Here is a 24002-nt window from a genome sequence, read left to right as displayed (position 1 = left end):
CAATCAATAAAAACGCTGCGCGTCGCGAGCCATGCACTTCAGTCGCTCGGGCACGCCGAGGCCTACCGCCCCAGCCCACTCCACGACCTGTTCGGCACCGAGCCAGTCGATGTACTTCAGCGGTCCGCCCATATGCGTCGGGAAGCCTAGCCCCATGGTCATCGCGGTATCCAGCTCATGGGCACTGCCCACCACACCTTCATCCAGGCAATGCACGGCCTCCAGCAGCATCGGCAGCATCAGACGACGGACAATCTGTTGATCACCGACCTCGGCAGCCAAAGCATCAATACGCACTACCTCGCGGATATCCGTGGTGGGGATCTTGCGAACCTTGCCCCCTTCGTCACGCTGGTACTGGTAGAAGCCCGAGCCACTTTTCTGCCCCAGTCGCCCCAGCCTGACCAGCGCATCCAGATGGCGGCTCAGCTCTGCCGACATGCGCCGTGGATAGGCCGAGCCGATGGTGCGAAAGACATGCGCGGCGGTATCGATCCCGACCACGTCATTCAGATAGGCCGGCCCCATCGGCCAACCGAATGCTTCCATGACCTGGTCGATGCGCTGGAAGTCGACGCCCTCGCCCAGCAACTCCAGGAAAGCCAGGATGTAGGGCGTCAATACGCGGTTCACCAGGAAACCCGGGCAATCGCTCACGACGATGGGCGTCTTGCCCAGGGCCAGAACGTATTGCACGGCAGTGCACAGGCTGGCTTGATCGGTATGCTCACCGCGCACCACTTCAACGAGGGGCATCTGCGGTACGGGATTGAAGAAGTGCAAACCCACCAGGCGTTTCGAGTCCTGCAGCGCATCGGCCATCTCACGCAGGCACAACGAGGAGGTGTTGGTGGCTATCACGCAGTCATCCGCAACGACCGACTCCAGCCCCTGCAAGACCTCCCGCTTGACGTCCAGCTTCTCCACGACGGCTTCGACAACGATCTGCACGTCGTCAAACCCTTCGTACTCCAGCAAGGGGGTAATGCGAGCCAGTGCTGCATCGGCCGTCGGTCGGCTCATGCGGGCGGAAGCGACACCCTTGTCGAGTAGACGACGGGCTTCCCCCATGCATGCCTGCAGCGCCGGAAACGAGATGTCCTTGACCCTGACATCGATGCCCTTGATCGCATTGCCGTAGGCAATCCCACCGCCCATGATGCCGGCGCCCAGTACCGCGCTACGCGAGACCGGGCGGGCATCGGCGCGGTACTGGCGCAGGGTTTTCTTCAACGCCTGATCGTTCAGGAATGCCTGTACCAGGCTGGAGGCGGCCTGGGTTCTGGCTACCTGGCCAAAGACTCTGGACTCAAGCTCCAACGCCTGCTGCCCATCCAGGGGCAGCGCATCCTGCAACAGCGTAATGGCCATCTGCGCGGCAGGCAGGTGTTGGTTGCCTCGCTGTTGCAGGCGCTCCCGCTCCTGCTGAAACATCTGGTTGGCCAGTTGTGGATCGGTCAGGACCGGCTGCCGCTTACGCTGACGAGCAGAGCGCCAATCCAACTCCCCGCACGCCGCCTGTCGCAGCATATGCAAGGAAACGCCCCGCAGGCTTTCCGGTTCGGCGATGGCATCAACCACAGAACCCGCCAAAGCGTCTTCCGCCGTCACCTGACGCCCGCTGACAATCCAGTGCAGGGCGGTATGGGCTCCCCCTACCCGAGGCAGACGCACTGTTCCACCAAAACCGGGAATCAGCCCTAGTTTGACTTCCGGCAAGCCGATTTCAGCCGTCGTCGACTGCACACGGAAGTCCGTGCTCAACGCCAGCTCGAGCCCGCCACCCAGCGCGTAGCCATTGATCACGGAAAGGGTCGGCACCGGCAGGTTTTCCAATGCCAGGAACGACTGGTTGGAGCGGCTGACATCGGCGCTGATGTCCTCGGCGGAAAGCGCAAACAGTGCCGCGAACTCAGTGATGTCAGCACCAACGATGAACACATCCTTGGCGCTGGTGACCAGCAATCCGCGCAAAGCCGGATCACCGGCAATCGATTCGACCGCCTCGCGCAGCTCGCGCACCGTGGTCTTGTCCAGCTTGTTGATGGGCTCGCCAGCACGATCGAAACACAGCTCGACGAAGCCGTCTCCCAGCGACAGCAGACGGAGGGTTTTACCTTGATACATATGCCCTCCTCAGTTCCCGAAGAAACCGTTGACCACGCCAAGCTGCTCACGGCATTCGGCGATAATCCTCTTGAGCAACTGCTCGCATGTCGGGATATCGCCGATCAGGCCAACCACCTGCCCCGCCCACACCAGGCCGGCATTCAGGTCACCTGTTTCCAGAGCCAGACGCCCCTTCTGCCCGGACACCAGATGCTGGATGTCCTTGAACTCGCAGCCCCCCTCACGGCGCTCGAGGCTGACCACCTCGTTCGACACCGGAGTTTTCAGTACGCGTCCAGTGTTGTGCAGGGTGCGGAAAATCAGATTGGTTTCACGCTCGGAAGCGCCAACCAGCGCTTCCTTGATCGCCTGGTGAATCGGTGCCTCGACCGTTGCGCAGAAACGGGTGCCCATGTTCACCCCTTCGGCCCCCAGCACCAGCGCAGCCGCCAGGCCACGGCCATCGGCAATGCCGCCGGAAGCGATCACGGGAATGTTCAGGGTACGGGCAGCCAGCGGAATCAGCACCAACCCGCCCACATCATCTTCACCTGGGTGACCGGCACACTCGAAGCCGTCGATGGACACCACGTCCACACCGTTGCGCTCGGCCGACAGGGCATGCCGCAGCGAGGTGCATTTGTGCAGGATCTTCACGCCGTTCTCTTTGAAACGGGCGATGAATTCCTTCGGGCTGTTGCCTGCGGTTTCCACCACTTTCACGCCGCTGTCGATGATCGCTTCGACGTACTCGGCGTAAGGCGGCGGATTGACCGAGGGCAGGATGGTCAGGTTCACGCCGAACGGTTTCGAGGTCATGCCCCGGGTCCGCTCGATTTCCGCGCGCAGATCCTGCGGTGTTGGCTGTGTCAGGCCGGTGAGCATGCCCAGTCCACCCGCGTTGGAGACAGCCGCGGCCATTTCCGCACGCCCCACCCACTGCATGCCGCCTTGCACGATCGGCAATTCGATTCCCAGAAGCTCGGTAATCCGGGTTTTCATGGCAACGCTCCTCACAAACGCTCGATGATGGTGACGTTGGCCATGCCGCCGCCTTCGCACATGGTCTGCAGGCCATAGCGCTTGCCGCGTACATTCAGGGCATTGATCAGGGTGGTCATCAGCTTGGTGCCCGAGGCCCCCAGCGGGTGACCCAGGGCAATGGCCCCGCCATGCACATTGAGGCGAGACGCATCCGCGCCGAGCGCTTGCAACCAGGCCAGAGGCACGGAGGCAAAGGCCTCGTTGACCTCGTACAGGTCAATGTCGTCGATCCGCATACCGGACTTTTCCAGTGCCCGTTGCGTCGCGGGAATGGGGGCTTCGAGCATGATCACCGGGTCATGGCCCAGCACGCTCATGTGATGGATCCGGGCCAGCGGCTCGACGCCCAGCGCCTTGAGGCCACGCTCGTTGACCACCATGACCCCGGAGGCACCATCGCAAACCTGGCTGGCGTTGGCGGCGGAAATCACCCCGCCTTCATGCAGCAGCCTGACGCTGCCGATACTTTCCAGGGTGGCATCGGAACGGATGCCCTCATCGACCAGATGCAGATCATCCAGGGCACCCGCCTCGGCAGTACGGACCTGCAGCGCAAGGATTTCATTCTTGAATACCCCCGCCTCGACGGCGCGCGCCGCGAGTTGGTGGCTGGTCAGGGCGAAGCGATCCAGGTCCTCGCGGCTGAAGCCATACTTCTGCGCCATGCGTTCGGCACCAGTGAACTGGCTGAAGCGCACACCGGGGTAACGCTCCTGCATCGCCGGCCCGACATAGAGGCCATAACCATGCTCGTGAGGCAGCGTGCTGGGCAGGAACATCGGCACACGGGTCATGCTCTCGACGCCGGCGGCAATGACAATATCCTGAGTGCCGGACATCACCGCCTGAGCGGCAAAGTGCAGGGCCTGCTGGGAAGAGCCGCACTGACGATCCAGGCTGGTTCCCGGCACGCTTTCCGGCAGCACGGAGGACATGATGGCGTTGCGGGCAATGTTGTTGGACTGCTCACCGATCTGGCTGACGCAGCCCATGATCACGTCATCGATCCGCACCGGGTCGACATCTACCCGGGCAACCAGCTCATTGAGCACCTGGGCGGACAGATCCGCCGGGTGCCAACCAGACAGGCGCCCGTTACGACGCCCTCCCGCGGTACGAACTGCTGCAACGATATAGGCCTGGCTCATGTCTTGCCTCCTCATCCCAAACTGACAGCCTGCTTTCAAGCAGGCGGGTTTCATGCGCAGTAGCGCGATGGGACAAAGCCTATGGCGTGATGTTGGAAGCCGCGGCGTTCTTTAGGACTAATCTGCCTCCCAATCCGCCTGGCCAAGAATCGCCGGGAAACCCCGTGAAAATGATTCTGAAGCCAATCAGTCAAGATGCGTAGCGATGAAATAACCTGCCCAGGAAGCCTCCCTGCACCGTCAACGCCTTGTGCAAATTAGTTCGTTTGAACCCATTCAAGCGCCTGTCGTTTCCCTAGGATCAGCTCCACCACTCCCTCGTTCAGCGACTCATGGAGTGCACCAGAACAACAACAAGAGCGATCACTATCATGAAAAAACTCACCCGACCGGCTCGTCTTTCAGCGCTCACCGCCGCAGCTCTGCTGTTAGGCGCCACACAGGCGAATGCCGAAGAGGGACATTGGTGGCTGCGAACCGGCCCTGCCTTCGTCGACTTCAAGAACGACGTCACGCTGAAGGCCCCCATGCTCGGGGGTGAAATCCCCGGTGCCAGCGCCGATGTTAAAGACAACCTCACCCTGGCTGCCGAGATCGGCTACAGCTTCACCGAAAACTGGGCCGTTGGCCTGACCGTGGGTTATCCACCAACCACCGAACTGAAAGCGGGCGGCTCGCTGAAAGGACTGGGCAAACTGGGCAGCATCACCTATGGCCCGGCTGCCTTGACTGCGCAGTACCGCTTTACCAATTTCGGCAAGTTCCAACCCTACCTTGGGGCCGGATGGTCCTACATGCTTGTCCTGGACTCCAAAGACAAAGCCGTCAGCAATCTGAATGTCGACGACGTCAATGGCCTGGTCCTGCAGGGCGGCTTCGAATATCGCAGCAGCGACAACATGGGCCTGTTCTTCGACGTCAAGCGCTTCTACCTGGAAGCCGAGGCCACGGGTAACGCTCCTCCAGCCATGGGCGGCATTCCGGTCAAGGCTGACATTGTCCTCGACCCCACCGTCTATACCGCTGGCGTGGTGTTCTACTTCTGACCCCGCAAAGCACCGATAGCGTGGCGCTATCGGTGCCTGACCGCCATCTCGCATTGGCTATTTCAGCCAATGGCGTGTCGAGAAGGAGCAAGCAATCATGCCGTACTGGACGAAAACGAAGATCTCTCAGCGCCTGGTACTCTGCCTGAGCATGATCCTCATTCTGGTGGTGTTCCTCGGCGTGTTTGCCCTGGCGAACCTGGCCAAGATCCGCACCACCAATCAACTGCTGCAAAACACATGGCTGCCACAGCAAGCCTGGCTGAATGAAATGCAAGGCCAGTTGGATGCCGACACAGTGGACAGCACGGCATTGCGCAACCTGCTCGATGCACTGCCGGCCACACTGCCCGCCGGACAATACCAGGAAATCCACGACGCACTGCTCGGCTACCTGGCCAACCCTCGGACGCATGGCATCTTACGGGCAGCCTTGCTACGACTGAACCAGCAGCAGCTTGCACAGAGCCATCGGATGGCCGCAGCCGATGCCGCCGTGCAAGATCATGTCGGCAATGTGGTGGTGACGGTCATTCCCCCCGTGCTGGCGCTTACCCTGGTTCTGCTCTGGCAACTGATCAGAAGCATCACCAAGCCCCTGCAGGCGGCAGTCGCCGTTGCGGAAACCATCGCCGCCGGCAAGCTCAACTGCCGGATAGAGATCGACGGACCGGATGAAACCCGGCGACTTGGCCTGGCGCTGGAGACCATGCGCGACAACCTGCACAGTACCCTGACGCAGATTCAGCACAGCAGCACCGATCTGCTCCAGGCCGCGGACGCTATGCGCAAGGCGGCACAGGTCACCACGGACAACCTGCAGCAGCAGAGCCAGCAGGTCGAGCAGACCGCTACCGCCATCAACCAGATGGCCGTCTCGGTCGAGGAGGTCGCTCAGCATGCCAATGCCACGGCGCAGAACTCGCGAGATTGTGTCAGCGCCTCCACGGACGGGCAGCAGCGTTTGTCCGCGACCGTCGCCGATATCCAGACGCTGGCGCAACAGGTGCTTGGAGTCTGCCAACAGTCCGAGGAGCTGGCACACAAGGCCGAAGACATTGGCCAGACACTGGTGATCATCCGCAATATTGCCGAGCAGACCAACCTGCTGGCGCTGAACGCCGCCATCGAGGCCGCGCGAGCCGGTGACAGTGGCCGTGGATTTGCGGTGGTGGCGGACGAGGTGCGTGCCCTGGCGCAACGAACCCAGGCATCAACCAAAGACATCGAGCAGATCGTCAGCCTGATCCAGCAAGGTACGCTGCAAACAACCCAAGCCCTGCAGAGCAGTGCCCAGCAAGCCAACCAGACCCTGACGCGAACCACGCAGACCAATGACAGCCTGCAACACTTTGCGGAGCTTACGGCGAAAATCAACGACAACAACATGACCATCGCCAGCGCCACGGAAGAGCAGGCCATGGTTTCGCGGGAAATCGACGGTAATCTGCTACGCATCCATGACCTGACCAGCCTCAGCCTGGAGCAGGCCCAGATCACTGCCAGGGCTGGAGAAGCATTGACCGGGCTGGCCAGTCACCTGCGCCAGGTAGTCGGCCGCTTCACGTTGTGAAACTGGAGAAAAGGCCCGGCAAGTTGCCGGGCCTGGTTCTTTGCCAGCGGCAGGTGGGAGACAGGGTCAGCACAGCTCCAGCGCAATTGCCGTGGCCTCGCCACCGCCGATGCACAAGCTGGCCACTCCCTTGCGCAAGCCCCGGGCTCTCAAGGCACCCAGCAGGGTCACTAGAATACGTGCCCCTGACGCCCCGATCGGATGGCCCAAGGCACAAGCGCCACCATTGACGTTGACCTTGCCGGCGGGCAAGTCCAGCTCGCGCATGGCTGCAAGCGTAACAACGGCAAAGGCTTCGTTGATCTCATACAGATCGACCTCCTGCGCAGACCAGCCGACCTGCCCCAGCAGTTTGCGCATCGCCCCCACCGGGGCTGTGGTGAACAACGCGGGCTGCTGGGCATACCCGGCATGACCCCGGACGACAGCCAGTGGCTGTAGGCCCAGCTCCGCAGCGGTGGACGCACGCATCAGCAAGAGCGCAGCGGCACCATCGGCTATGGAGCTGGAATTGGCTGCCGTGACCGTACCATCTTTGCGAAAAGCCGGTTTGAGGCGACCGATCTTGTCCGGGTCGCCCTTTTGCGGCGGCTCATCCTCCGCCACGTGGGCCACTGTGCCCCTTTGCGGCACCTGCACGGCAGCCACTTCCCATGCAAACTCGCCGCGTTCGGCCGCGGCACGGGCTCGCTCCAGAGATTGGCGGGCAAAGCCGTCCTGCTCCTCTCGCGTGAAGCCATAAGCGTCTGCACACTCCTCCGCAAAGGTGCCCATCAAACGGCCGCGCGTGGAATCGTCATAGGCATCTTCCAGGCCATCGAAAAACATATGGTCGATTACCTGGCCATGCCCCATGCGCATACCACCACGAACCTTGGGCAGCAGATAGGGCGCGTTGCTCATGCTCTCCATGCCGCCGGCAAGCATTATTCGATTGCTGCCGGCGAGAAGCATGTCATGGGCGATCATCACGGCCTTCATACCCGAGCCACAGACCTTGCTCACCTGGCCGCAGGTTACCGACAACGGTAACCCTGCCTTCAGACTGGCCTGACGCGCCGGAGACTGCCCCAGGCCCGCAGGCAACACACAACCGAGCAACACCTCATCGACCCGCTCCCCACTCAAGCCACCACGGCGCACTGCCTCACGCAGCACGATGCCCCCCAGATCGGTGCAGTTGAGGGAGGCGAGCATGCCCTGAAACGCACCGAGCGGCGTACGCACCGCCGAAACGATTACAACCGGATCGTTCATCAGCATGTCCTCAACCAATCAGCTCACGGCCAAACAGGTTACGTGCCACGACCCAGCGTTGCACTTCATTGGCACCCTCATAGATCTCACCGATCTTGGCATCCCGATAGATCGACTCCAGCGGGAAGTAGGTAGCAGTTTCCTTCAGTTCCCGCACAAACCCATAGGCACCGCAAACCTGGATGGCGTCGCGGGCCACCTCCACAGCCAGGCGGCTACCGGCGATCTTGGCCATGGCCGCCTCTACCTCGGCCTGCCCCTCCTGGTCGTAGCGCAACGCCGCCTTCGTGTAGAGATTGCGGGCGTTTTCGATTCCCAGCGCATGCTCGGCAAAAACAAATTGCCAGTGCTGGAAACGGGCCAATTCCTGGCCAAACACTTTGCGTTTGCTGCTGTAGTCGACAGCGAAATCCACTGCGGCCTGGGCCATGCCAACGCCAATGGCACCGATGCCCATCCGTCCCAGCATCAACGCCCCGAGCGCAGCACGCAAACCACCCCCCACGTCACCAACGACATGGTCATCGGCGACGAAGACGTTCTCGATACGCACATCAGCCGTCAGTTGCGCATGGTTGCCCATCTTGAGGTCCGGCTCACCGACCGTTACACCCGGGTCGTGCATATCCACGCACAGCATGGTCAGTCGATCCCCGGTACGGCACAGCAGCAGGATCAGATCGGCGGCAACCGAGTTGGTAATCCAGCGCTTGTGTGCATTCACCCGCCAACCGCCCTCTACCCGCTCCGCAACGCTGTGCATGGAACCGACGGATAGATCGGTGCTTGCTTCCGGCTCACTGGTGGCAAAAGCGCCGACGAAACCGCCCTTGATCAGTTGCGGCAGATAACGCTGGCGCAACGCCGGCCCGGCGCGATCCAGGGTTTTCCCCACCAGGATCGCCTGGCCGTCGTACAGCGCCGAAGCGGCACCTGGCGAGTAATAGGCCAGCTCCTCGATTGCAACCAGAGTAGCCAGGGTCGGGTGCTGCAAACCGCGCCCGCCAACATCAGCGGCAAACGGGATTTCATACAGCCCGGCCTCACTCATCAGCTCGAACAGTTCACGCGGGAAACCATCACGGCGCTCAGCCGCTGTATTCAGGGCATGGGCTCTTGGACGCAGCTCTCGCTCGGCGAACGCTCGGGCCTCGGCACGAATGGTGCGGGTTTCCTCGGGCAGGAAAATATCGCTGAACAGGTGTTCGGAACGACGGCGGGGATAGGTCATCTTGCTCTCCGTTTTTTGTTCTGGTTAAGCATTGAGTAAGGTGCGGGCGATCAGCAGTCGCTGAATATCGCTCGCACCCTCATAGATCTGCGTGACCCGCGCAGCGCGGTAGATACGCTCCACAGGGAAGTCGGTGACATAGCCATATCCACCATGAATCTGAATGGCATCGGAGCAGACCTGCTCGACCATTTCGGAGGCGAACAGCTTGGCCATGGAGGCCTCTTTCAAGCAGGGTTGGCCAGCATCGCGCAACTCAGCGGCATGCCAGACCATTTGGCGGGCGACCTCCAGGCGTGTCGCCATATCCGCTAGACGAAACGCAACAGCCTGATGTTTCGATAAGGTCTGGCCGAATGCCGTGCGCTCCTCTGCATAGCGAACAGCGGCCTCGAGCGCAGAACGGGCCATACCCAGGCACTGAGCCGCAATGCCGATACGCCCTCCCTCAAGATTCGACAGGGCGATGGAGTACCCCTGCCCAAGCTCACCCAACAGGTGATCCGTTCCTACTCGGCAGTCCTCCAACAGGATCTGGGCAGTATCCGAGGCATGCTGGCCCATTTTTTCTTCCAGGCGCGCCACCTGGTAGCCAGGGGTAGAAGTTGGCACCACAAAGCAACTGATGCCTTTCTTGCCGGCAGCTTTGTCTGTCACAGCAAACACAAGCGCCAGTTGCGCCGTGCTGCCACTGGTGACGAACTGCTTCACGCCGTTCAATATCCAGGAATCACCGTCACGCACCGCACGGGTATGCAACGACGCGGCATCGGAGCCAGCATGGGGCTCGGTCAGACAAAAGCAGCCTAACCAGTCACCAGACGCCAGCGGACGCAGGAAGCGTTCCCTCTGCTCGTCACTGCCGTAACGCTGAATGATCGAGCAAGCTAGAGAGTTGTGGACACTGATGATGGTGGAGGTGGCAGGATCGCCAACTGCAATTTCCTCGATTGCCAAGACCAAGCTGCGATAGTCCATCCCGGCACCGCCCCATTGGCTCGGTACGGTAATCCCGAACGCACCAAGCTCGGCCAGTCCACGTAGCGCCTGATAAGGAAAAACCTTCTGTCGTTCCCAGGCTTCGGCGTGAGGCGCCAGCTGCTCCTGCGCAAATGCGCGCAAGGAGTCCTGGATCATTTGCTGCTCATCACTCAGTAACATTTACACAGTTCCCCAGCATGCTCGATGACGAATCAATGCTAGAGAGTGGTAGATCACCAAGGCCCATACTTAATCATGGGTATGGATTCGCTCCATCCAGGGCTACGGCTCTACTAAACGTGAGCGCGACGTGTGGTCGCACAAGGCCTTTTATATGTCGACACCTCGCGACCGCCCTATTTCCCAGGACACTCCTCCACCCCGAACGGTCGCGGCGAGCTGTTGCCCCAGCCGCTGCTCGATGACCGGCCTCCACGGCACCAGGCTGAATCCCTTACCATCATCGAGCACGGCATAACGTCCACTGGCGAGCATGACGCTACGCCGGTAGATGCCCGTCACGCGCTGGCCATCAAGCACTGGTCGGTGCTCTAACCCAGTTTCGGCGGCGATCTCCCGAGCGACCCGGGCCAGTTCCCGGTTGCGCAACGTCGCCAGCAGGTTGCGCGCCAGGATCACACGCTGGCCTTGCCTCTCGGCCAGCCCCTGCTCGACCAGGAAATCGGCGCGCTGCCGCATGGCCTGTCTCACCTCACCGGCAAATCCGAGCTCACCCATCCCTCGCCCAGCGCCGATCAGTTGCTGGTCGAGCCAAGTGGCGCCAATGACGCGGGCCTGCAGTTCAATCGGCAGGTGCGATTTCAGCTCCACAGCAACTCCCCCTAGGCGCTGCGCGTCGTACTGGCGGCCACGCTCGGGCAAATCGTCCGGCACTTTCCACAGCCCTTCAGCCACACGCTCCACGATACCTGCACGACGCAGGGCTTCCAGGCGGCGGACGTGAGTCGCCACGACCTCCTGCGGATTGCGGCCAGCCTTTGCTTGACCCTGAGCAACCGCCAGGTGATGGTCGGTGCGATACAGGCCATCGCTCGCCAGCGCGACAATGGTGCGGTCGGCCGCGCGTATCTCGGCCGAGCCGCGCACCTCCACCACCGATCCTGAGGGGTAGTTCGCCAGTTCGTCGCGGGCGTTGAGCGCGACGTAATGAGCCTTGCCGTCAATACCGTCGATGACCAGATAGCCCCGGTCGCGCAGCTCGTCGGCCAGTCCCTTGGCGGCCACCCGGCCGATCACGGCGCGTCCCTCCTCCCCCGGCTCGAACACCGCCAGCTCGCGCCGCTGGCCACTCATGGCCCGCTGCAGGGTGCGGATGATGTCCCCACGCTCACCCAGGGCGCGCAAGGTCTTTTCAGCATTGGCATGGATGGCCCAGGCTCCAGGCTGTGTCTCGTCGGCCAGGCCCATGTGCTGCAAGCGTTGCAGGCGGCCGATCAGCAGCAGGCGCTGGCGTTGCAGGCGGGGTTCATTGAGACGTTCGACATACACCTGGCCATCGTCGCCAGCCTCGCGTCGTAGCGTGCGATCCAGGCTCGTCCACCGCTCCTGCTCCACTTCGCGCTGCAAGGTCCGCTGGATCTCCAGCTCGGTGCGTGGCCCCAGCCACTCGGTGGCCAGTTCGGCGGCCCGGTGGCGGAAGCCGTGGGCGATGTAATCGCCAGCGATGATGAGATCCTTGCCGGTGTCGTCGCGCCCGCGCAGAACGATGTGGGTGTGCGGGTTATCGGTGTTCCAGTGATCCACCGCCACCCAGTCCAGACGCGTGCCCAGGTCGGCCTCCATGCGCCCCATCAGATGTCGTGTGTAGGTGCGCAGGTCATCCAGCTCGGCGCCATCCTCTGGCGCGACGATGAAGCGGAAATGGTGCCGGTCGTCCTGACAGCGCTCCTTGAATGCACCAAGGTCGGCCTCGTCCGCCTGCGCCCCATAAGCGCGGCCCGGTTCGCCGTCGCGGCCGGCGCCGTCGCGCTCGATGTAGCGCAGGTGCTTGGCCAGCGACCGCGGGCTGGCCTGGCGCTGGTTGACCAGTAGGGTCTTGATGGTCACCCGGCGCGAGAATGGCGTAAGTGAGGTGCCCGCGAAGCGCGCCGCCGTGTGCCCACGCCCCAGGCGTGAGCCGGGCCGCTGACCGGCGTGCTGTCCCTTGCCACCGGCCAGTGATGGGCGCCGCACAGCCGACTTGCCACCGGCCTTGCCGACCTGCTTGAGCACCTTGGAGACAAAGCCCTTGCCCCGGTTCTTCGGGGCGTTGGGCCGAATGCGGAAATCGTCGTCACGCCGGTCGGTCATGGCTGTTCCCTCGTCGAGCCAGGGCGTGTCCTGGCGTGTGAAGCACACGGGTATGCCGGCATCGGCGCGTGTTGCGCGTCGCACACAGCACGGTGGTGAAGCCGCGCCGTGCCGCTCCGCCCCCACGTGCAGACTGGTATTGCGGGCGAGCAGGTGCCGCCCCCTTTTGTCTTGCCTTCCGCTTTTGCCTGTCGCTTACGCTCCAGGCCTCGACGGCCCGGCAGCGCGGCGCTGCTCGCAGCCCGCACGCCGGCGAACGCGGTGACGGCCATCGGCCGTGCGCGTTCGAGGCAAGACACCTGCACGCTGGATAGATGCGCCGAAGGTTGTGCGAAGCGCGACACGAATGCGCACACATGGCAGGCGCGGCGAAACGGCAGTGACCGCCGAAACGACAGGCTGGAGGCACGCCGGAGCGCAGCGAGTCGGCTGCCATCATGGATGTGTCTCCGACCAGATCGGGCGCGCGACGCCGATCACGGCGGATGTGCTGACCGGCCCGAAGTAGCGGCTGTCGAACGACGCCGGGTTGGTCACGCTCAGCAGGAACAACTCGCCCTCGATCAGCGGTCGGCAATGCCGCCAGGATGGCAGCGGCCGGCCCAGGCGATCGGCAGGCAACGCGGTGGCCACCGGCACGCCGTCGATACGTACCTGGCCGGCGACGATGCAGACGTGTTGCGGCGCAACCGCGCCCAAGCGCTTGAGCAGCGGGATATGCGCCGGCAGGTAGCCGCGCTGCGCAGCGAGTGCGGTAGCGTCGGCAGGCAACTGGACCAGGACGATGCTGCCCACGGACAACGGACGAGGCAGCGAGCCGGCCCGGGGCTGAAGCGGTTCGACGCGATACCAACCGACCGGAACGCTGTCGGACGGGTTGTAGACCAGACGCGGCAGCGGCTGCACAAAGGACGCCCAGGCCAACGCGACAAGGCCTACGGAGGACAGCCCCGCAAGGACGATGCGAGCGCGCAGGCGCGAGCGAGGACGCGGTGCGGGGCTTGTCGTGGAAACGATGGTCATGACAATGACCTCCCGGCGAGCCAGGCGGCGTGCCGCTCGGCGGTGTAGCCGGGCAGCGGCGAGCGTGCCGCGAGCCGGTTACCCAGCGTGCGCCAGTACGCCGGCGATGCGGCGACGGGGGCGATGCCCAGCGCCTCGATGGCGTCGATGCGCTCGAGCACGGCGCGCACCGTGTTATCGCCTTCCGTATGCAGCAGCAGGCGCGCGCCAGGCAGCACGCCGGGGATGCGCTGCATGGTGTCCAGAGGCGTGCACGCCTGCATCACCATGAGCTGCCAACGGATCGTGCCGTAGTCGTTGGCCTGCCAGCGGATACGGCAAAAGACGGCACCCGGCAGGAACACCGCGACACGTCGCCAGTGATCCAGGCGAGTGATGCGTACCGGCTCGCCAAAACGCAGGTAGAGCTTGATGCGCTGCTCCACATAGGCGAGCGAAACGCGGGTCAGCGGCGTGGCGTCGGTCTGGCCGGCGAGCACCGCGAGCGATGGCGGCGGCGCAGGCGTGGTCTCCGAAAGCTGTGCGTTCATGGGGACTTCTCCGGGAACTCGCGCTCCAGCAGCGCGCGCAGCAGATCGGCGACCGTTACCCCCTGGGTGAACGCCGAGACCTTGATGCGGGCGCGCATGGCGGGCGTGATGTCGAGGGTCAGGCGTGCGGTGTAGAGATCACCTTTCTGCAGGCCGCCAGCATCACCCTGGCGCACCCACGCCTCGGCGTGCGGATTTGCCGGCGGGCGGGCGCCGATGGCCGTGCGTTTGCCGCGCTCGCGGGTCATGCCGTCCACCGCAGCAGTTCGTCGACCAGCGCAGTGATCTCCCGCGCGGCGGGGCTGTCCGGTGCCGTCTCGCGAGCGAGTCTCCCGGCGGCCACGCTGTCGGCAAAGACGATGCGCTGGCGCACCTCCGCGCGCAGCGCCGGCAGTGATTGGTCAGCCAATGCCTGGCGCGCCTCGCGACCAATGATGGTGGTGCTGACGCGCCGATTGATGACGAAGGCCGCCGCCAGTTGCGGCCGGAACACCTGCGCCTCGCGGATCAGCGCGACCATCTCGGCGCTGGCCCACAGGTCGTAGGGGCTGGGCTGCACCGGGATCAATACGCGCTCGGCCGCCAGCAGCGCGGAGCGCGCCAGGGCGGCGATGCGCGGTGGCCCGTCGATGATCACGTGATCGGCGCGACGGGCCAGTTCAGGCGCTTCCTGGTGCAGGGTTTCGCGGGCGAGGCCCACGGCGCTGAACAACCTGGGCAAACCCTGCTGGGCACGCCGTTGCGTCCAGTCCAGCGATGAACCCTGTGGGTCGGCATCCAGCAGGATGACCTGCGCACCGCGCAGCGCCAGTTCGCCGGCGATGTGGGTGGCGAGCGTGGTCTTGCCGACACCGCCTTTCTGGTTGAGCAAGGCGATGATCATGGCGCGGCCCTCCCTGCTGGAAAGCCGGCCTGACCGTGCCGTTTCGCGGTTGCCCACCGAAACGGCGCGCCTCTACAAAAAGTTAGAGCTTTTAAGTTAGAGAAGTTAAGGGAGGCTGGAGCCCGCGCAGGCTCTGGCCTGCAGAGGATTTCGTACGCCCGATAGCACGATAGTGATACGCCTGATAGCACGATACCCCGTACGCCTGATAGCACGAGCCCATTCACAGGTTTTACCGCGCTTATCCCCGTGCCGTGGGCGACACGGGCCGGAACGTCAGCAGCTCCACGTTGGCTTCCGGTATACGCTCGATGCCTAGCACGTAGCCGGGCAGCGACTGACGCGCCGCCAGGGCACGCAGGTCGCAAGCGAAATCGCAGAGCCTGGCCGTGCTGCCCGACTTGCGGTGCAGGTGACGGAAGTCGAACTGCCAACCGTCCGGCTGCTTGCCGCCATGCTTGCGCACCAGTCGGTACAGCCAGCGCTCGATGCCGCCGGTGAGCCGGAAATACGCCGGGTCGATGGTCAGCACCAGGGCTGCGTCCAGCACGCCCGCGTAGAACCAGTCCGGCAGGATCAGCTCGATGCCCTGCGGGGTGCCACGGGCGTCGGCCAGCTCCTTCCACTCGTTGATCCAGGAAAAACGGTGCAGGCGCCGACCGCTGGTCTCGCGGATGGAGGTGGCCACCGTGGTCGACTGCAGGCGATCCAGAGCGGCCTTGAGGCGCTGGTAGTCGCGCAGCGACACCCCGCGCCCGATGAAGCGCAGGATCTCGTAGGGCGTGGCGCGCATCAGGCGCGACGGGTGCAGGCCCACGTCGCGCGCCGCGACGATCTGGCTGGCCGCCCAGATCAGCACGTCGGCATCCCAGATCGTGGCGATGCCATGTTCCCGTGTGCCCTCCACGCGTACGGTGACACCGCCGGACTGGAAATCGATCGGCGCGGTGCGCCGCGACTTGGCCAACGAGAAGAACGGGTAGGCCATCAGGTCCTGGCTGTCGCGCGGCGCCATGTCGCCCGGCAAGGCGCGGAACAGGTCGAGCTGTTCCCGCTCCGGAGCCGAGCTGGACATGGCGATGGCCTCCGGCGAGCCGCCGATCAGCGCGCACGGCTGTCGGCCGAGTGCTGCTCGGCGTATTCGGGATCGGAGGTGGCCTCGAAGCTGTGCTGGTCGGCCCAGGCATCGAGATCGGCGACGGCGTACATGACACGCCGGCCGAACTTGCGAAATCGCGGGCCGCCGCCGATCACGCGCTGCTTCTCCAGCGTGCGCGGCGACAGGCGCAGGTAGGTGGCCGCCTCGTCGTTGGTCAGGTAGCGCTGCGGCTGGGCAGTGGTGGCGGGTTGCAGGGACTTGGCGTGGGCGGCAGCAGGTCGCACGGGAGCGGGTCGCATGGGGTGAGCCTCCATCGTTCAGGACAGCCCGGCCACACCAGCGCAGCCGGATGGAGGCAGTCTCAGAAAGGCGTGGAGGCCTGCTCAGGGTCGTTTTGCAGGCGGCGTAGAACGGCCCTCCCCGCACGCGTCGAGCTGTGCCAGGCGGCGATAGCCGTCGTGCATCAGTGTCCGGCCGCGTCGCACCAGGCGACGCACCTTCGAGCGCAGGCCACCATCGGCGTGCCAGCTGTCGGCAACTGCCGCCGGGCCGAACAGCCCCGCGGCCACCTCGCGCAAGGACGCCCCCGCCAGGGTGGCGTCGAGCGCCTGGAGGGTGTGCAGCTCCAGCAGTGCGGCCGGGCTGGGTCGGCAGCGGGCCGCCGCGAGCGGCGCGGCATCGGCAGCAACAGCCAGCCTGTCCAGCTCGGCCGCGATGGCGCGAAAGCGTGCGCAGGGCCTGGCGCAGGCCCGGACGGCGTGGACATAGGCCCTGCCCTGCTCCAGGCCGGGCGCAACGGTCAGCCGTAGGCTGCAGCCTGGCCAGCGTGTCGTCAGCAGCAGGCGCCGGCCATCATGGACCAGGGCTTTGCTGCCAGGAATGCGCCAGAAGTCGAATGCCACGGAGTCGGGCATGGGATCGACATCGGGATACAGCTGGATCAGTTCCGGGTGGTCGGGAAACCAGGCCGGATGCGCGTCACGCGCGTCCAGGCTCGGGTCTTCCAGCAGGCGCAGTCCCCAACGTTGCGCCACTTCGGGTCGGCGCGGACGATCCCGCCAGTCGCGGCGGTACTCCGGGTTCCGGCGCAAGTACTCCCAGGCCAGGCCGAGGTTATCCAGGTGCAGTACGTAGAGGTAAGCGGCGGTGGGATACCACTGTTCGGCGTCGTGATCGGCCATGGGGCAACCTCCCTTTGCACAGGGTCCGTCGCCACGGGTTCGCAACGCGAGGTCAGCGCCTCCTCGACACAGCACTATGTGGAAACACGTCAAACGACAGCATCAAGACCGATTGACTCCGAAGCGTTACGCGGATCGTCCGAATGCGACAGAGCCGCCGCCCATCAATGGTGCGGCGCCAGGCATATCCTGCAGCCTTGAGCGGGGGCCATCGTGACCGATTGGGTCAGGCTTGTAACGCCTGAGTGCAATAGTGCCGATTAAGACCGGGGCGGTCTGGACTCGGATTGGGTCGATCACAGTGCGCGCCTGGACAACCTGGGCGGGATAGACCGGATCGGTCAGTCCATGATCGAGCCGTTGAGCTGCGCCAGCCGTGTGTATTCCGACAATGTGCGTGTCGCCCGGAAGTACAGGTCGCGCATGACCGGACTCTTGAGCGGGCCGACGATAGAGGCTAGTTCGGAGAGTTTCACAGTGCCCAGCGCGGGCATACCGATGCCCAGGTCGCACAGACCATAGGCCGTGTCCTCGTCGGCCGCATCGAGCGAAGCCAGAAGCCAGGTCACGTGCGCGTCGGGGGTGAACAGGCGCACCACCGGCAACGGATCGATGGCCTGGCCCGCCGCCCGGGCACGTCCGTTCGCCAGCAACTGCTCTCGCTCCGTCTCGGTGATGAGTGACAGGGTCATGGCCGCACGCAGGAATGCGCCCATGCCCTACTTGCAGGCGTGGATGCACAGAAGGGCTTTCGCACGGATTCGCCAATCCACCGATGCGGATTCGTGCATTCGTTCAGAGGCACGGATGCGCATGCCGGCGAATCCGTAAAAGCGTCAAGGCGTGGAATCGGCATTACGCAAGTCAGGAAAGACACGGATGCGCCTCTACGGTTCTGATCAAATCTGCCGGTACGGGTTTCAGTAAAAGCACGAAAGCGGCGGGAATCTCCAAAATGAGTTAAAGATAACGTGGTTTTGATTTTCCCTCGATCGGACGCTTCTGTCCATGCAGAAGCGATCCGTCCAGCCCGGCCGACCGGCCGGCTCCACCACCTTCGATGCCGAGCTGGCTCAAGCCTTCGGCACGGCGGTGCGCGCGCTGCGCATGGAGCGCGGCATCGCGCAGGAGTCACTGGCGAACCTGGCCGGCGTCGAACGCTCGCACATGGGCAAGGTCGAGCGTGGCGAGCACATGCCCACGCTGGCGATCATCTTCAAAATCGCTAGCGCGCTCGATTGCAGTACGGCGGAGCTGATGGCTGCGACGGAAAGCCAGCTCGCCGCGTCCAGGGCGTAGTCCCGAAACAGCGCCCCGCCACAACGGGCGGGGCGACGAGATGGCCGTCAGGCCGCCGACTTGCTGCGCGACCAAATCAGGTTGTGCGTACCGTCCTCTTCCTCGATCAGCCGGGCGTAGATCGTCGCCGGGAACGAAGGGTCGTCGAGGGTCACGGACAGATAGGTCCGCTCGGCCTGGCTGACTTTCTTCCAGGCCGCGCCGATGTCGTAGCCGCCGGCCGCCTGGATGCGGTAGTCGGGGGCGTTCTCGCTGCTCCTGTCGTTGAGGACGAACTTGACCTTGACGTTGAGCGTCAGGGTGCGGACTGTGCCGGTGAAGCCGTCGTTCTGAGCGGTGAAGGTGCCGATGTTGGCCATGATGATTTCTCCTTGCGGGGTAACCAAGGTCGCGCCCATCGCGTCCTTGTTGTGATCCGTCCGGTGGTGGACGGGCTGGCCGCACCGCACAGAGGCCGTAACGGCGTGGAGGACCGGGAGGCGCACAGAATTTGTGGGCGAGGAATCCGCGCAGCGGAGGGGAAATTGTTTGCGCCGGACGGTTGCGTCCATGAGGCCCGAGGCGCAGCCGTGCCACCGCCAGGATTCACGACAAGCCAAGGACGCACCGGGCCGAACCTCCCCGGAAGGAGACAGGGCGACTCAGCATCCCCGCGCGACGGCTTCACCAGCCGGCACCATGACGCGGGCAGGGCCAACACCCCGACGACTAGCGAGAATGCCCTTGCCGCGCTCTGCGGCAACAGGCTTGAGGCGTGGACTGGACGCGCCACAGCGAGGCCGTGCGGCATGTCCGTGGCCCGTCCTTCGTGACCTGGACCTAGCAACCGTCAGAGTCGAGGACGGTACGCGCATGCACAACCTGTCGCAGCAAGCCGGAGCGTAGCCCCATCGCGCCCCGCCCGTTGCGGTGGCTGCCATCGAAAGCCCACCCGCGTCAGCAGGCGCCGATTGCCATGGCGCACCAGGTACTGGTGCGCCACCCCGTTATCGCCTGGCAGAAGACGGTAACAGGGGGTGCAAAATGCATTCACCCCCATGAAAAATTTGCATCGCGATGACGACGGGTTGCGCCGCTCTAATCATTATTTTTCAAGCGTAATCGGCAGAAACCGGCCAAAAGCAGCCATTGCAGGCTGCTTCCTACTGAGTTTGCTCAACTGCAGCTAGTGGAAGAAGCCGAGCAGAAGCGTTGCCAGAATTACAGTAGGAGCACCGCCGATACAGTGGCCTTCCGGCCCGCCCTGGTTCAAGGGTTAGGCACGTAGATGTTGATCCAATAATGTGGTCGCACAAATATTGATGATGGTAGCTTTACGCCATCTAGTGATGCACCTCGCAGCCTGAGCACCATGGGAACGACCTGCATCAGTCATTTTCACAGGTACAAGGAAGTCATGGTTACTACTCCCCGCCCATCAAACAAAGGTGGGCCAGCGGCTCGGCAAGGGTTCAAATATCAGGATCACGTTGCCGTAAGCTTCATATTGAAAATGCTAGCCGACAGCAGCTACGTGCAGATCGAATGCGAGACCGCCGACGACATCGTCGCGGTGAAGCAGTCAGCAGGTAGCACTATCAATGAATACATCCAGGTCAAAACCACCGAGAAGGATGGGAAGTGGAACCTGAAGGAAAGCACCCAACTGGAGAACAGGAAACCCGATAGCTCTCTGATCCAAAAGTCGCTCAAATGCGACGTAAGGCCGGGGCCAGCCTGTTTTCGGATCGTCTCCAAACGTGATGTCGCGAAGGTACTGGAGGACTTCACCCAGGAGCTGGACAAGCGTGTCACCCCGGACGGGGCAACGGCTCAGGGCATCAAGCTGGCCAAACGTTTTCCCAAGTCGATTTCGGCCATGGGCCGGAACCTGTCGTACTGGGCCGACCACTTCGTTTGGCAGGTATGTGGCAAGGTCAACGCTCTTGAATCTATTAACCTGCGCCTGCTTTCCGAAGTGATTGAGTTTTATGGGGAGAACCCCTCCCACCGCCAGTTGAAAGAAATCTACGCGAATTTTCTCGGCTGGGCAGATGACGCAGCAACTGCCGATGTCAAAATAGCACCACAGGACAAAATTATCCTGCGTGCCGATGCATTGGCCCGATTGAAAGCGCTGCTGGACTCGGCGTCCAAGCAAGCCAACGCCTTCGCTAAACCTTACAAATCAAAACCTGATCCGTTTCTCGTGGAGTTTCATTCAGCCACCGAGACGGGGCTGCTTCGCTCCATTTCTGGCTTCGACGTGGAGTACGATTTTGAGGAGTGGCGCAGCGATCAGTTTGCGGAGCATCTCGTGCAATGGCTTCCCGAATTTTGTTTACGTGCCAGCGAGATTGCCAATTTCCAGATACACCAGCTCTCAAGTGCGCTCGCGAAATCCATCAGCATGCTGGATCAAACGCCTGGCTCTCGCGACCGCTTGATCGCCGAGCTGATTCTCCACGCCATACTGCGTCACCGAGAAAACAGCGAACCGATCGCATGCAAAGCGTTTTACACCGTCAACGGCAAACTTTCCGAGTTCGGCAACGCCCACGTAGTCCAATCCGAGGGTGAGGTAGACCAGCTTTGGCTGGGAATATCGCGAATGATCTATACCGGCACGATGGATCAGACGCTGAAAGATATTTGCAATGTGTTGGACGCGACGATTTCCAGAGCCGCGTTGACCGAAGAGCGCGAGATCATCGTGACCCTGCGCGAGCCTCAACATCATCGACCAAACGCCGAGGCGTTCAACAAGGCGCTACACAAAAATGCACCGACCCAGGACATGCTGAAGGTGCTTTGCTTTCCAGTCCTGTTGGCATACGACAGTGAAGTGTTGGCCGGCGGCTTTCTCGCTGACTACGTGGCGAACCTGAAAACTGAAGTGACGCAGCATTACAAGACCTTACTCAGCACCTTGCCTTCGAAGATCCAACAGGTTCGGGTGGTCGTGTTTCTGGTACCAATGGAAAGCATTCGACAGCTTGTCCAGAAATTCAACTCCCTGTGCAAGGCTGTTAGCTAGTGAAATACGAGATCATCAAACAGCAGCTGGAATCGCTCGGCGGCAAAGATAGCGACAAGACTGGACTTCTTGCAGGCGTGACCCAGATCGTGAACAGGGGGAAACCTGAGTGGGAGGGTCGCGATCTGGTGATCCGTCTCCTAGATAAATTCGCGTTCTTGGACGAAATAGAACAGTCGCTTTTACTCAGCCTGGTTCGCACTGTTGGTCTGTTCCCCTACATCACAGAGCACGTCGAGCAAGTGTCCGCCGCAGACCGCCTAGCCTATGAAATCCACCGGGTCGAGGGCGTGGAGAAAGGCCTGGTCTTCCACCGGCTTCAGGCAAATGTGTTTCACCTACTTATGCAAGGGCGCAACGTCGTGCTCAGCGCGTCGACAAGTGTCGGCAAGAGCCTTGTCATTGATGCGGTGCTGGCGCAAGGCAAATTCCGCAAAGTGGTGGTGATCGTACCAACCATCGCGCTGATTGACGAAACGCGTCGCCGGCTGGTGAAGCGCTTCCGATCGGTCTGCAATGTCATCACTCACCCGAGCCAGGAGGCGAAGACTGGCCTCATCAACGTCTACCTCCTGACTCAGGAACGGGTGCTGCAGCGCGATGATTTGAACGACGTCGATTTCTTCGTCATTGACGAGTTCTACAAGCTTGATCTTGCCAGTGACTCTGAAGAAAAGAACCGCTCCGTTGACCTCAGCCTCGCCTTTCACAAACTAGCGAACCTAGGTGCCCAGTTTTATCTGCTGGGCCCGCACATCCATAACATCCAAGGTCTGGATGGGTATGAATACAATTTTATCCCCTCGAACTTCTCGACGGTGGCAGTGGACGTAACCTACTTTAACCTGCGCACCCGTGGTGACGAGCGCAAGGAAAAGCTGCTGGAGCTGTGCGAGCAACTCACCTCCCCTACGCTGATCTACTGCCAGTCGCCTGCGAGCGCGAACCGGGTCGCACAGCTTTTGATTGATAGAGGTAATTTTCCTTCGCTTCCCGAGACCAAGGACGTATCGGACTGGATTTCCAGCAACTACCATCCTGACTGGAATGTGGCCAAAGCCATTTCTCTGGGAATCGGCATTCACCACGGCGGCGTACCCCGAGCGATTCAACAGTACTTTGTGAAGCTGTTCAACGAGAGAACCATCCGCTACATCATCTGCACGTCCACGATGATCGAAGGCGTTAACACCTCGGCTGAGAACGTCATCATCTACGATCGGCGAATCAACAAGAACACCTTTGACTTCTTCACCTTTAAGAACATTTCCGGCCGTGCTGGTCGCATGAACCAGTATTTCATTGGCAAGGTGTTCATGCTGGAGGAGCCGCCCGAGGAGGAAAACCTCACCGTCGAGTACCCGATCGGTTTGCAGGACAGCACCTCCCCCATGGGACTGTTGATGAAGTTGGAACCAGAGTATTTGACCGACCAATCCAGGCAGCGTTTGGAAGTCGTCTATTCAACACCGCAACTGTCCTCCTCAACGCTGATCGAGAACCGGCATATCCCGGTAGACCGTCAAATTGAAGTGGCTGACAGGATTCGTCGTGAGCTCGCAATCAGCCACATATGGCTGACCTGGAAAGGAAATCCCGAGCAGAAGCAACTCGAATACCTCTGCACCCTCATCTACGATCACCTCCCACATAAACTGCAGGAATTCAGTATCCACTCCGGCCTGCAACTGGCGTGGCACATCAATGCGCTCAGGGCACAGAAGGATTTCCAGGCCTACCTCCAACAAGCTATTGATGAAGACCCCACAGATCGCACTCCAAGCGAGTCGATTGGCCAACGCCTAAAGTTTATTCGGAACGTGATCTCGTACCGCCTTCCACGCGACATCATGGCATTGAGTAAAATTCAAGCTGACGTTTTCACCCGAATAGGTATTGAACCGGGTGATTTCGGCTTCTTGGCTGAGCAGCTTGAAAACCTGTTCAACGACCCTCTTCTCACTGCGCTGGACGAGTACGGGATTCCCACGCAGATTTCGACGAAGTTCAAAAGCGCCATACTGCCCGCCGAGGGCATGACCCAGCTAATGGAAAAGCTTAAGCAATGGGCACCACGACTGGAATACTCACACCTGAGTCGGTTTGAGAAAAGCATCGTCAAGTGGGCGATAGAGGATATGTGAGCCACCCATGGATTCGAACAGCATAAGGCCGGGAAGAAATTGAAATAGATGGCGTGCGGATACCATCGTAAATGACTGCTCTTGGCCGGTTGCTGCCTTTCTCAACGGCGGCCTCAGGTCAAAAGCGG

21 protein-coding genes and 1 pseudogene are annotated in these 24002 nt (G+C 62.1%); 6 read left to right on the top strand and 16 right to left on the bottom strand.

Going from position 1 to position 24002, the window contains the following annotated elements; translation table 11 throughout:
* Positions 1–3 precede the first annotated feature (3 nt).
* Genes PM1_RS06115 through PM1_RS06105 form a run of 3 tightly spaced genes read right to left on the bottom strand, consistent with a single transcriptional unit; the run spans position 4 to position 4301 of the window.
* A complete protein-coding gene (locus PM1_RS06115; protein WP_009616255.1) occupies positions 4–2127 on the bottom strand; it encodes a 3-hydroxyacyl-CoA dehydrogenase NAD-binding domain-containing protein in 2124 nt (707 codons plus the stop codon).
* Between the two features lie 9 nt (positions 2128–2136).
* On the bottom strand, positions 2137–3111 hold the full coding sequence (locus PM1_RS06110; RefSeq protein ID WP_009616253.1) for an NAD(P)H-dependent flavin oxidoreductase: 975 nt from the start codon (positions 3109–3111) through the stop codon (positions 2137–2139).
* Between the two features lie 11 nt (positions 3112–3122).
* Positions 3123–4301: an acetyl-CoA C-acetyltransferase gene (locus tag PM1_RS06105; RefSeq protein ID WP_009616251.1), complete on the bottom strand. Its 1179-nt coding sequence runs from the start codon at positions 4299–4301 to the stop codon at positions 3123–3125.
* A gap of 371 nt (positions 4302–4672) precedes the next feature.
* On the opposite strand from PM1_RS06105, the gene PM1_RS06100 reads away from it, so the two are divergent.
* From PM1_RS06100 to PM1_RS31300, 3 genes and pseudogenes are all read left to right on the top strand, one after another.
* Positions 4673–5347 carry an OmpW/AlkL family protein gene (locus tag PM1_RS06100; RefSeq protein ID WP_009616249.1) on the top strand — a complete coding sequence of 225 codons (675 nt, stop codon included), beginning with the start codon at positions 4673–4675 and terminating at the stop codon, positions 5345–5347.
* Between the two features lie 97 nt (positions 5348–5444).
* Positions 5445–6062 (top strand): annotated as a pseudogene (locus tag PM1_RS31305) (HAMP domain-containing protein); the annotation flags it as partial.
* On the top strand, positions 6057–6920 hold the full coding sequence (locus tag PM1_RS31300; RefSeq protein WP_409077363.1) for a methyl-accepting chemotaxis protein: 864 nt from the start codon (positions 6057–6059) through the stop codon (positions 6918–6920). The pseudogene PM1_RS31305 and the gene PM1_RS31300, both read left to right, overlap by 6 nt.
* A 66-nt stretch (positions 6921–6986) precedes the next feature.
* On the opposite strand, the gene PM1_RS06090 is transcribed toward PM1_RS31300, so the two are convergent.
* From PM1_RS06090 to PM1_RS06035, 12 genes are all read right to left on the bottom strand, one after another.
* Entirely contained in the window at positions 6987–8177 is a 1191-nt protein-coding gene (locus tag PM1_RS06090; protein WP_009616246.1) for an acetyl-CoA C-acyltransferase, read from the bottom strand.
* 10 nt (positions 8178–8187) lie between these two features.
* On the bottom strand, positions 8188–9408 hold the full coding sequence (locus PM1_RS06085) for an acyl-CoA dehydrogenase family protein (protein ID WP_009616244.1): 1221 nt from the start codon (positions 9406–9408) through the stop codon (positions 8188–8190).
* Positions 9409–9432: 24 nt separating this feature from the next.
* Positions 9433–10569: an acyl-CoA dehydrogenase family protein gene (locus tag PM1_RS06080; protein ID WP_024128489.1), complete on the bottom strand. Its 1137-nt coding sequence runs from the start codon at positions 10567–10569 to the stop codon at positions 9433–9435.
* 150 nt (positions 10570–10719) lie between these two features.
* Positions 10720–12699, bottom strand: a complete 1980-nt coding sequence (locus tag PM1_RS06075; protein WP_009616240.1) for a relaxase/mobilization nuclease and DUF3363 domain-containing protein — start codon at positions 12697–12699, stop codon at positions 10720–10722.
* A gap of 435 nt (positions 12700–13134) precedes the next feature.
* Positions 13135–13722 (bottom strand): S26 family signal peptidase, encoded by a 588-nt coding sequence (locus PM1_RS06070; protein ID WP_009616237.1) that lies wholly within the window; start codon positions 13720–13722, stop codon positions 13135–13137.
* Positions 13719–14252, bottom strand: coding sequence for a DUF2840 domain-containing protein (locus PM1_RS06065; RefSeq protein ID WP_009616233.1), 534 nt, complete (start codon positions 14250–14252; stop codon positions 13719–13721). The genes PM1_RS06070 and PM1_RS06065 overlap by 4 nt, the downstream gene beginning before the upstream one ends.
* Positions 14249–14500, bottom strand: a complete 252-nt coding sequence (locus PM1_RS06060) for a hypothetical protein (protein WP_009616232.1) — start codon at positions 14498–14500, stop codon at positions 14249–14251. The genes PM1_RS06065 and PM1_RS06060 overlap by 4 nt, the downstream gene beginning before the upstream one ends.
* Entirely contained in the window at positions 14497–15135 is a 639-nt protein-coding gene (parA, locus tag PM1_RS06055) for a ParA family partition ATPase (RefSeq protein ID WP_009616231.1), read from the bottom strand. Before parA ends, PM1_RS06060 begins: the two co-directional genes overlap by 4 nt.
* A gap of 241 nt (positions 15136–15376) precedes the next feature.
* Complete coding sequence (locus PM1_RS06050) at positions 15377–16210, bottom strand: replication initiator protein A (RefSeq protein ID WP_009616230.1); 834 nt, start codon at positions 16208–16210, stop codon at positions 15377–15379.
* A 26-nt stretch (positions 16211–16236) separates the two neighbouring features.
* Positions 16237–16518 carry a helix-turn-helix transcriptional regulator gene (locus tag PM1_RS06045; RefSeq protein ID WP_043300118.1) on the bottom strand — a complete coding sequence of 94 codons (282 nt, stop codon included), beginning with the start codon at positions 16516–16518 and terminating at the stop codon, positions 16237–16239.
* A gap of 99 nt (positions 16519–16617) precedes the next feature.
* Complete coding sequence (locus PM1_RS06040) at positions 16618–17415, bottom strand: DUF2285 domain-containing protein (protein WP_009616227.1); 798 nt, start codon at positions 17413–17415, stop codon at positions 16618–16620.
* Positions 17416–17756: 341 nt separating this feature from the next.
* Positions 17757–18107 (bottom strand): DUF2958 domain-containing protein, encoded by a 351-nt coding sequence (locus tag PM1_RS06035; RefSeq protein ID WP_024128488.1) that lies wholly within the window; start codon positions 18105–18107, stop codon positions 17757–17759.
* Between the two features lie 316 nt (positions 18108–18423).
* Between PM1_RS06035 and PM1_RS06030 the strand changes: the two genes are divergently transcribed.
* Positions 18424–18714, top strand: a complete 291-nt coding sequence (locus tag PM1_RS06030) for a helix-turn-helix domain-containing protein (RefSeq protein ID WP_009616223.1) — start codon at positions 18424–18426, stop codon at positions 18712–18714.
* 47 nt (positions 18715–18761) lie between these two features.
* Here the strand turns inward: PM1_RS06030 and PM1_RS06025 are convergent, their stop codons facing one another.
* On the bottom strand, positions 18762–19073 hold the full coding sequence (locus PM1_RS06025; protein WP_009616221.1) for a DUF736 domain-containing protein: 312 nt from the start codon (positions 19071–19073) through the stop codon (positions 18762–18764).
* Between the two features lie 992 nt (positions 19074–20065).
* Here PM1_RS06025 and PM1_RS06020 point away from each other — a divergent pair.
* Complete coding sequence (locus PM1_RS06020; protein ID WP_342394084.1) at positions 20066–21730, top strand: HamA C-terminal domain-containing protein; 1665 nt, start codon at positions 20066–20068, stop codon at positions 21728–21730.
* A complete protein-coding gene (locus PM1_RS06015; protein WP_009616217.1) occupies positions 21730–23874 on the top strand; it encodes a DEAD/DEAH box helicase in 2145 nt (714 codons plus the stop codon). Before PM1_RS06020 ends, PM1_RS06015 begins: the two co-directional genes overlap by 1 nt.
* The last annotated feature ends 128 nt before the right edge of the window (positions 23875–24002 follow it).

The sequence above is a fragment of the Pseudomonas sp. M1 genome (assembly GCF_022760135.1).
Taxonomy (GTDB): Bacteria; Pseudomonadota; Gammaproteobacteria; order Pseudomonadales; family Pseudomonadaceae; genus Pseudomonas; species Pseudomonas citronellolis.
Note: the sequence above shows the minus strand (reverse complement) of the source record. Positions and strands in the feature narration are given on the sequence as shown.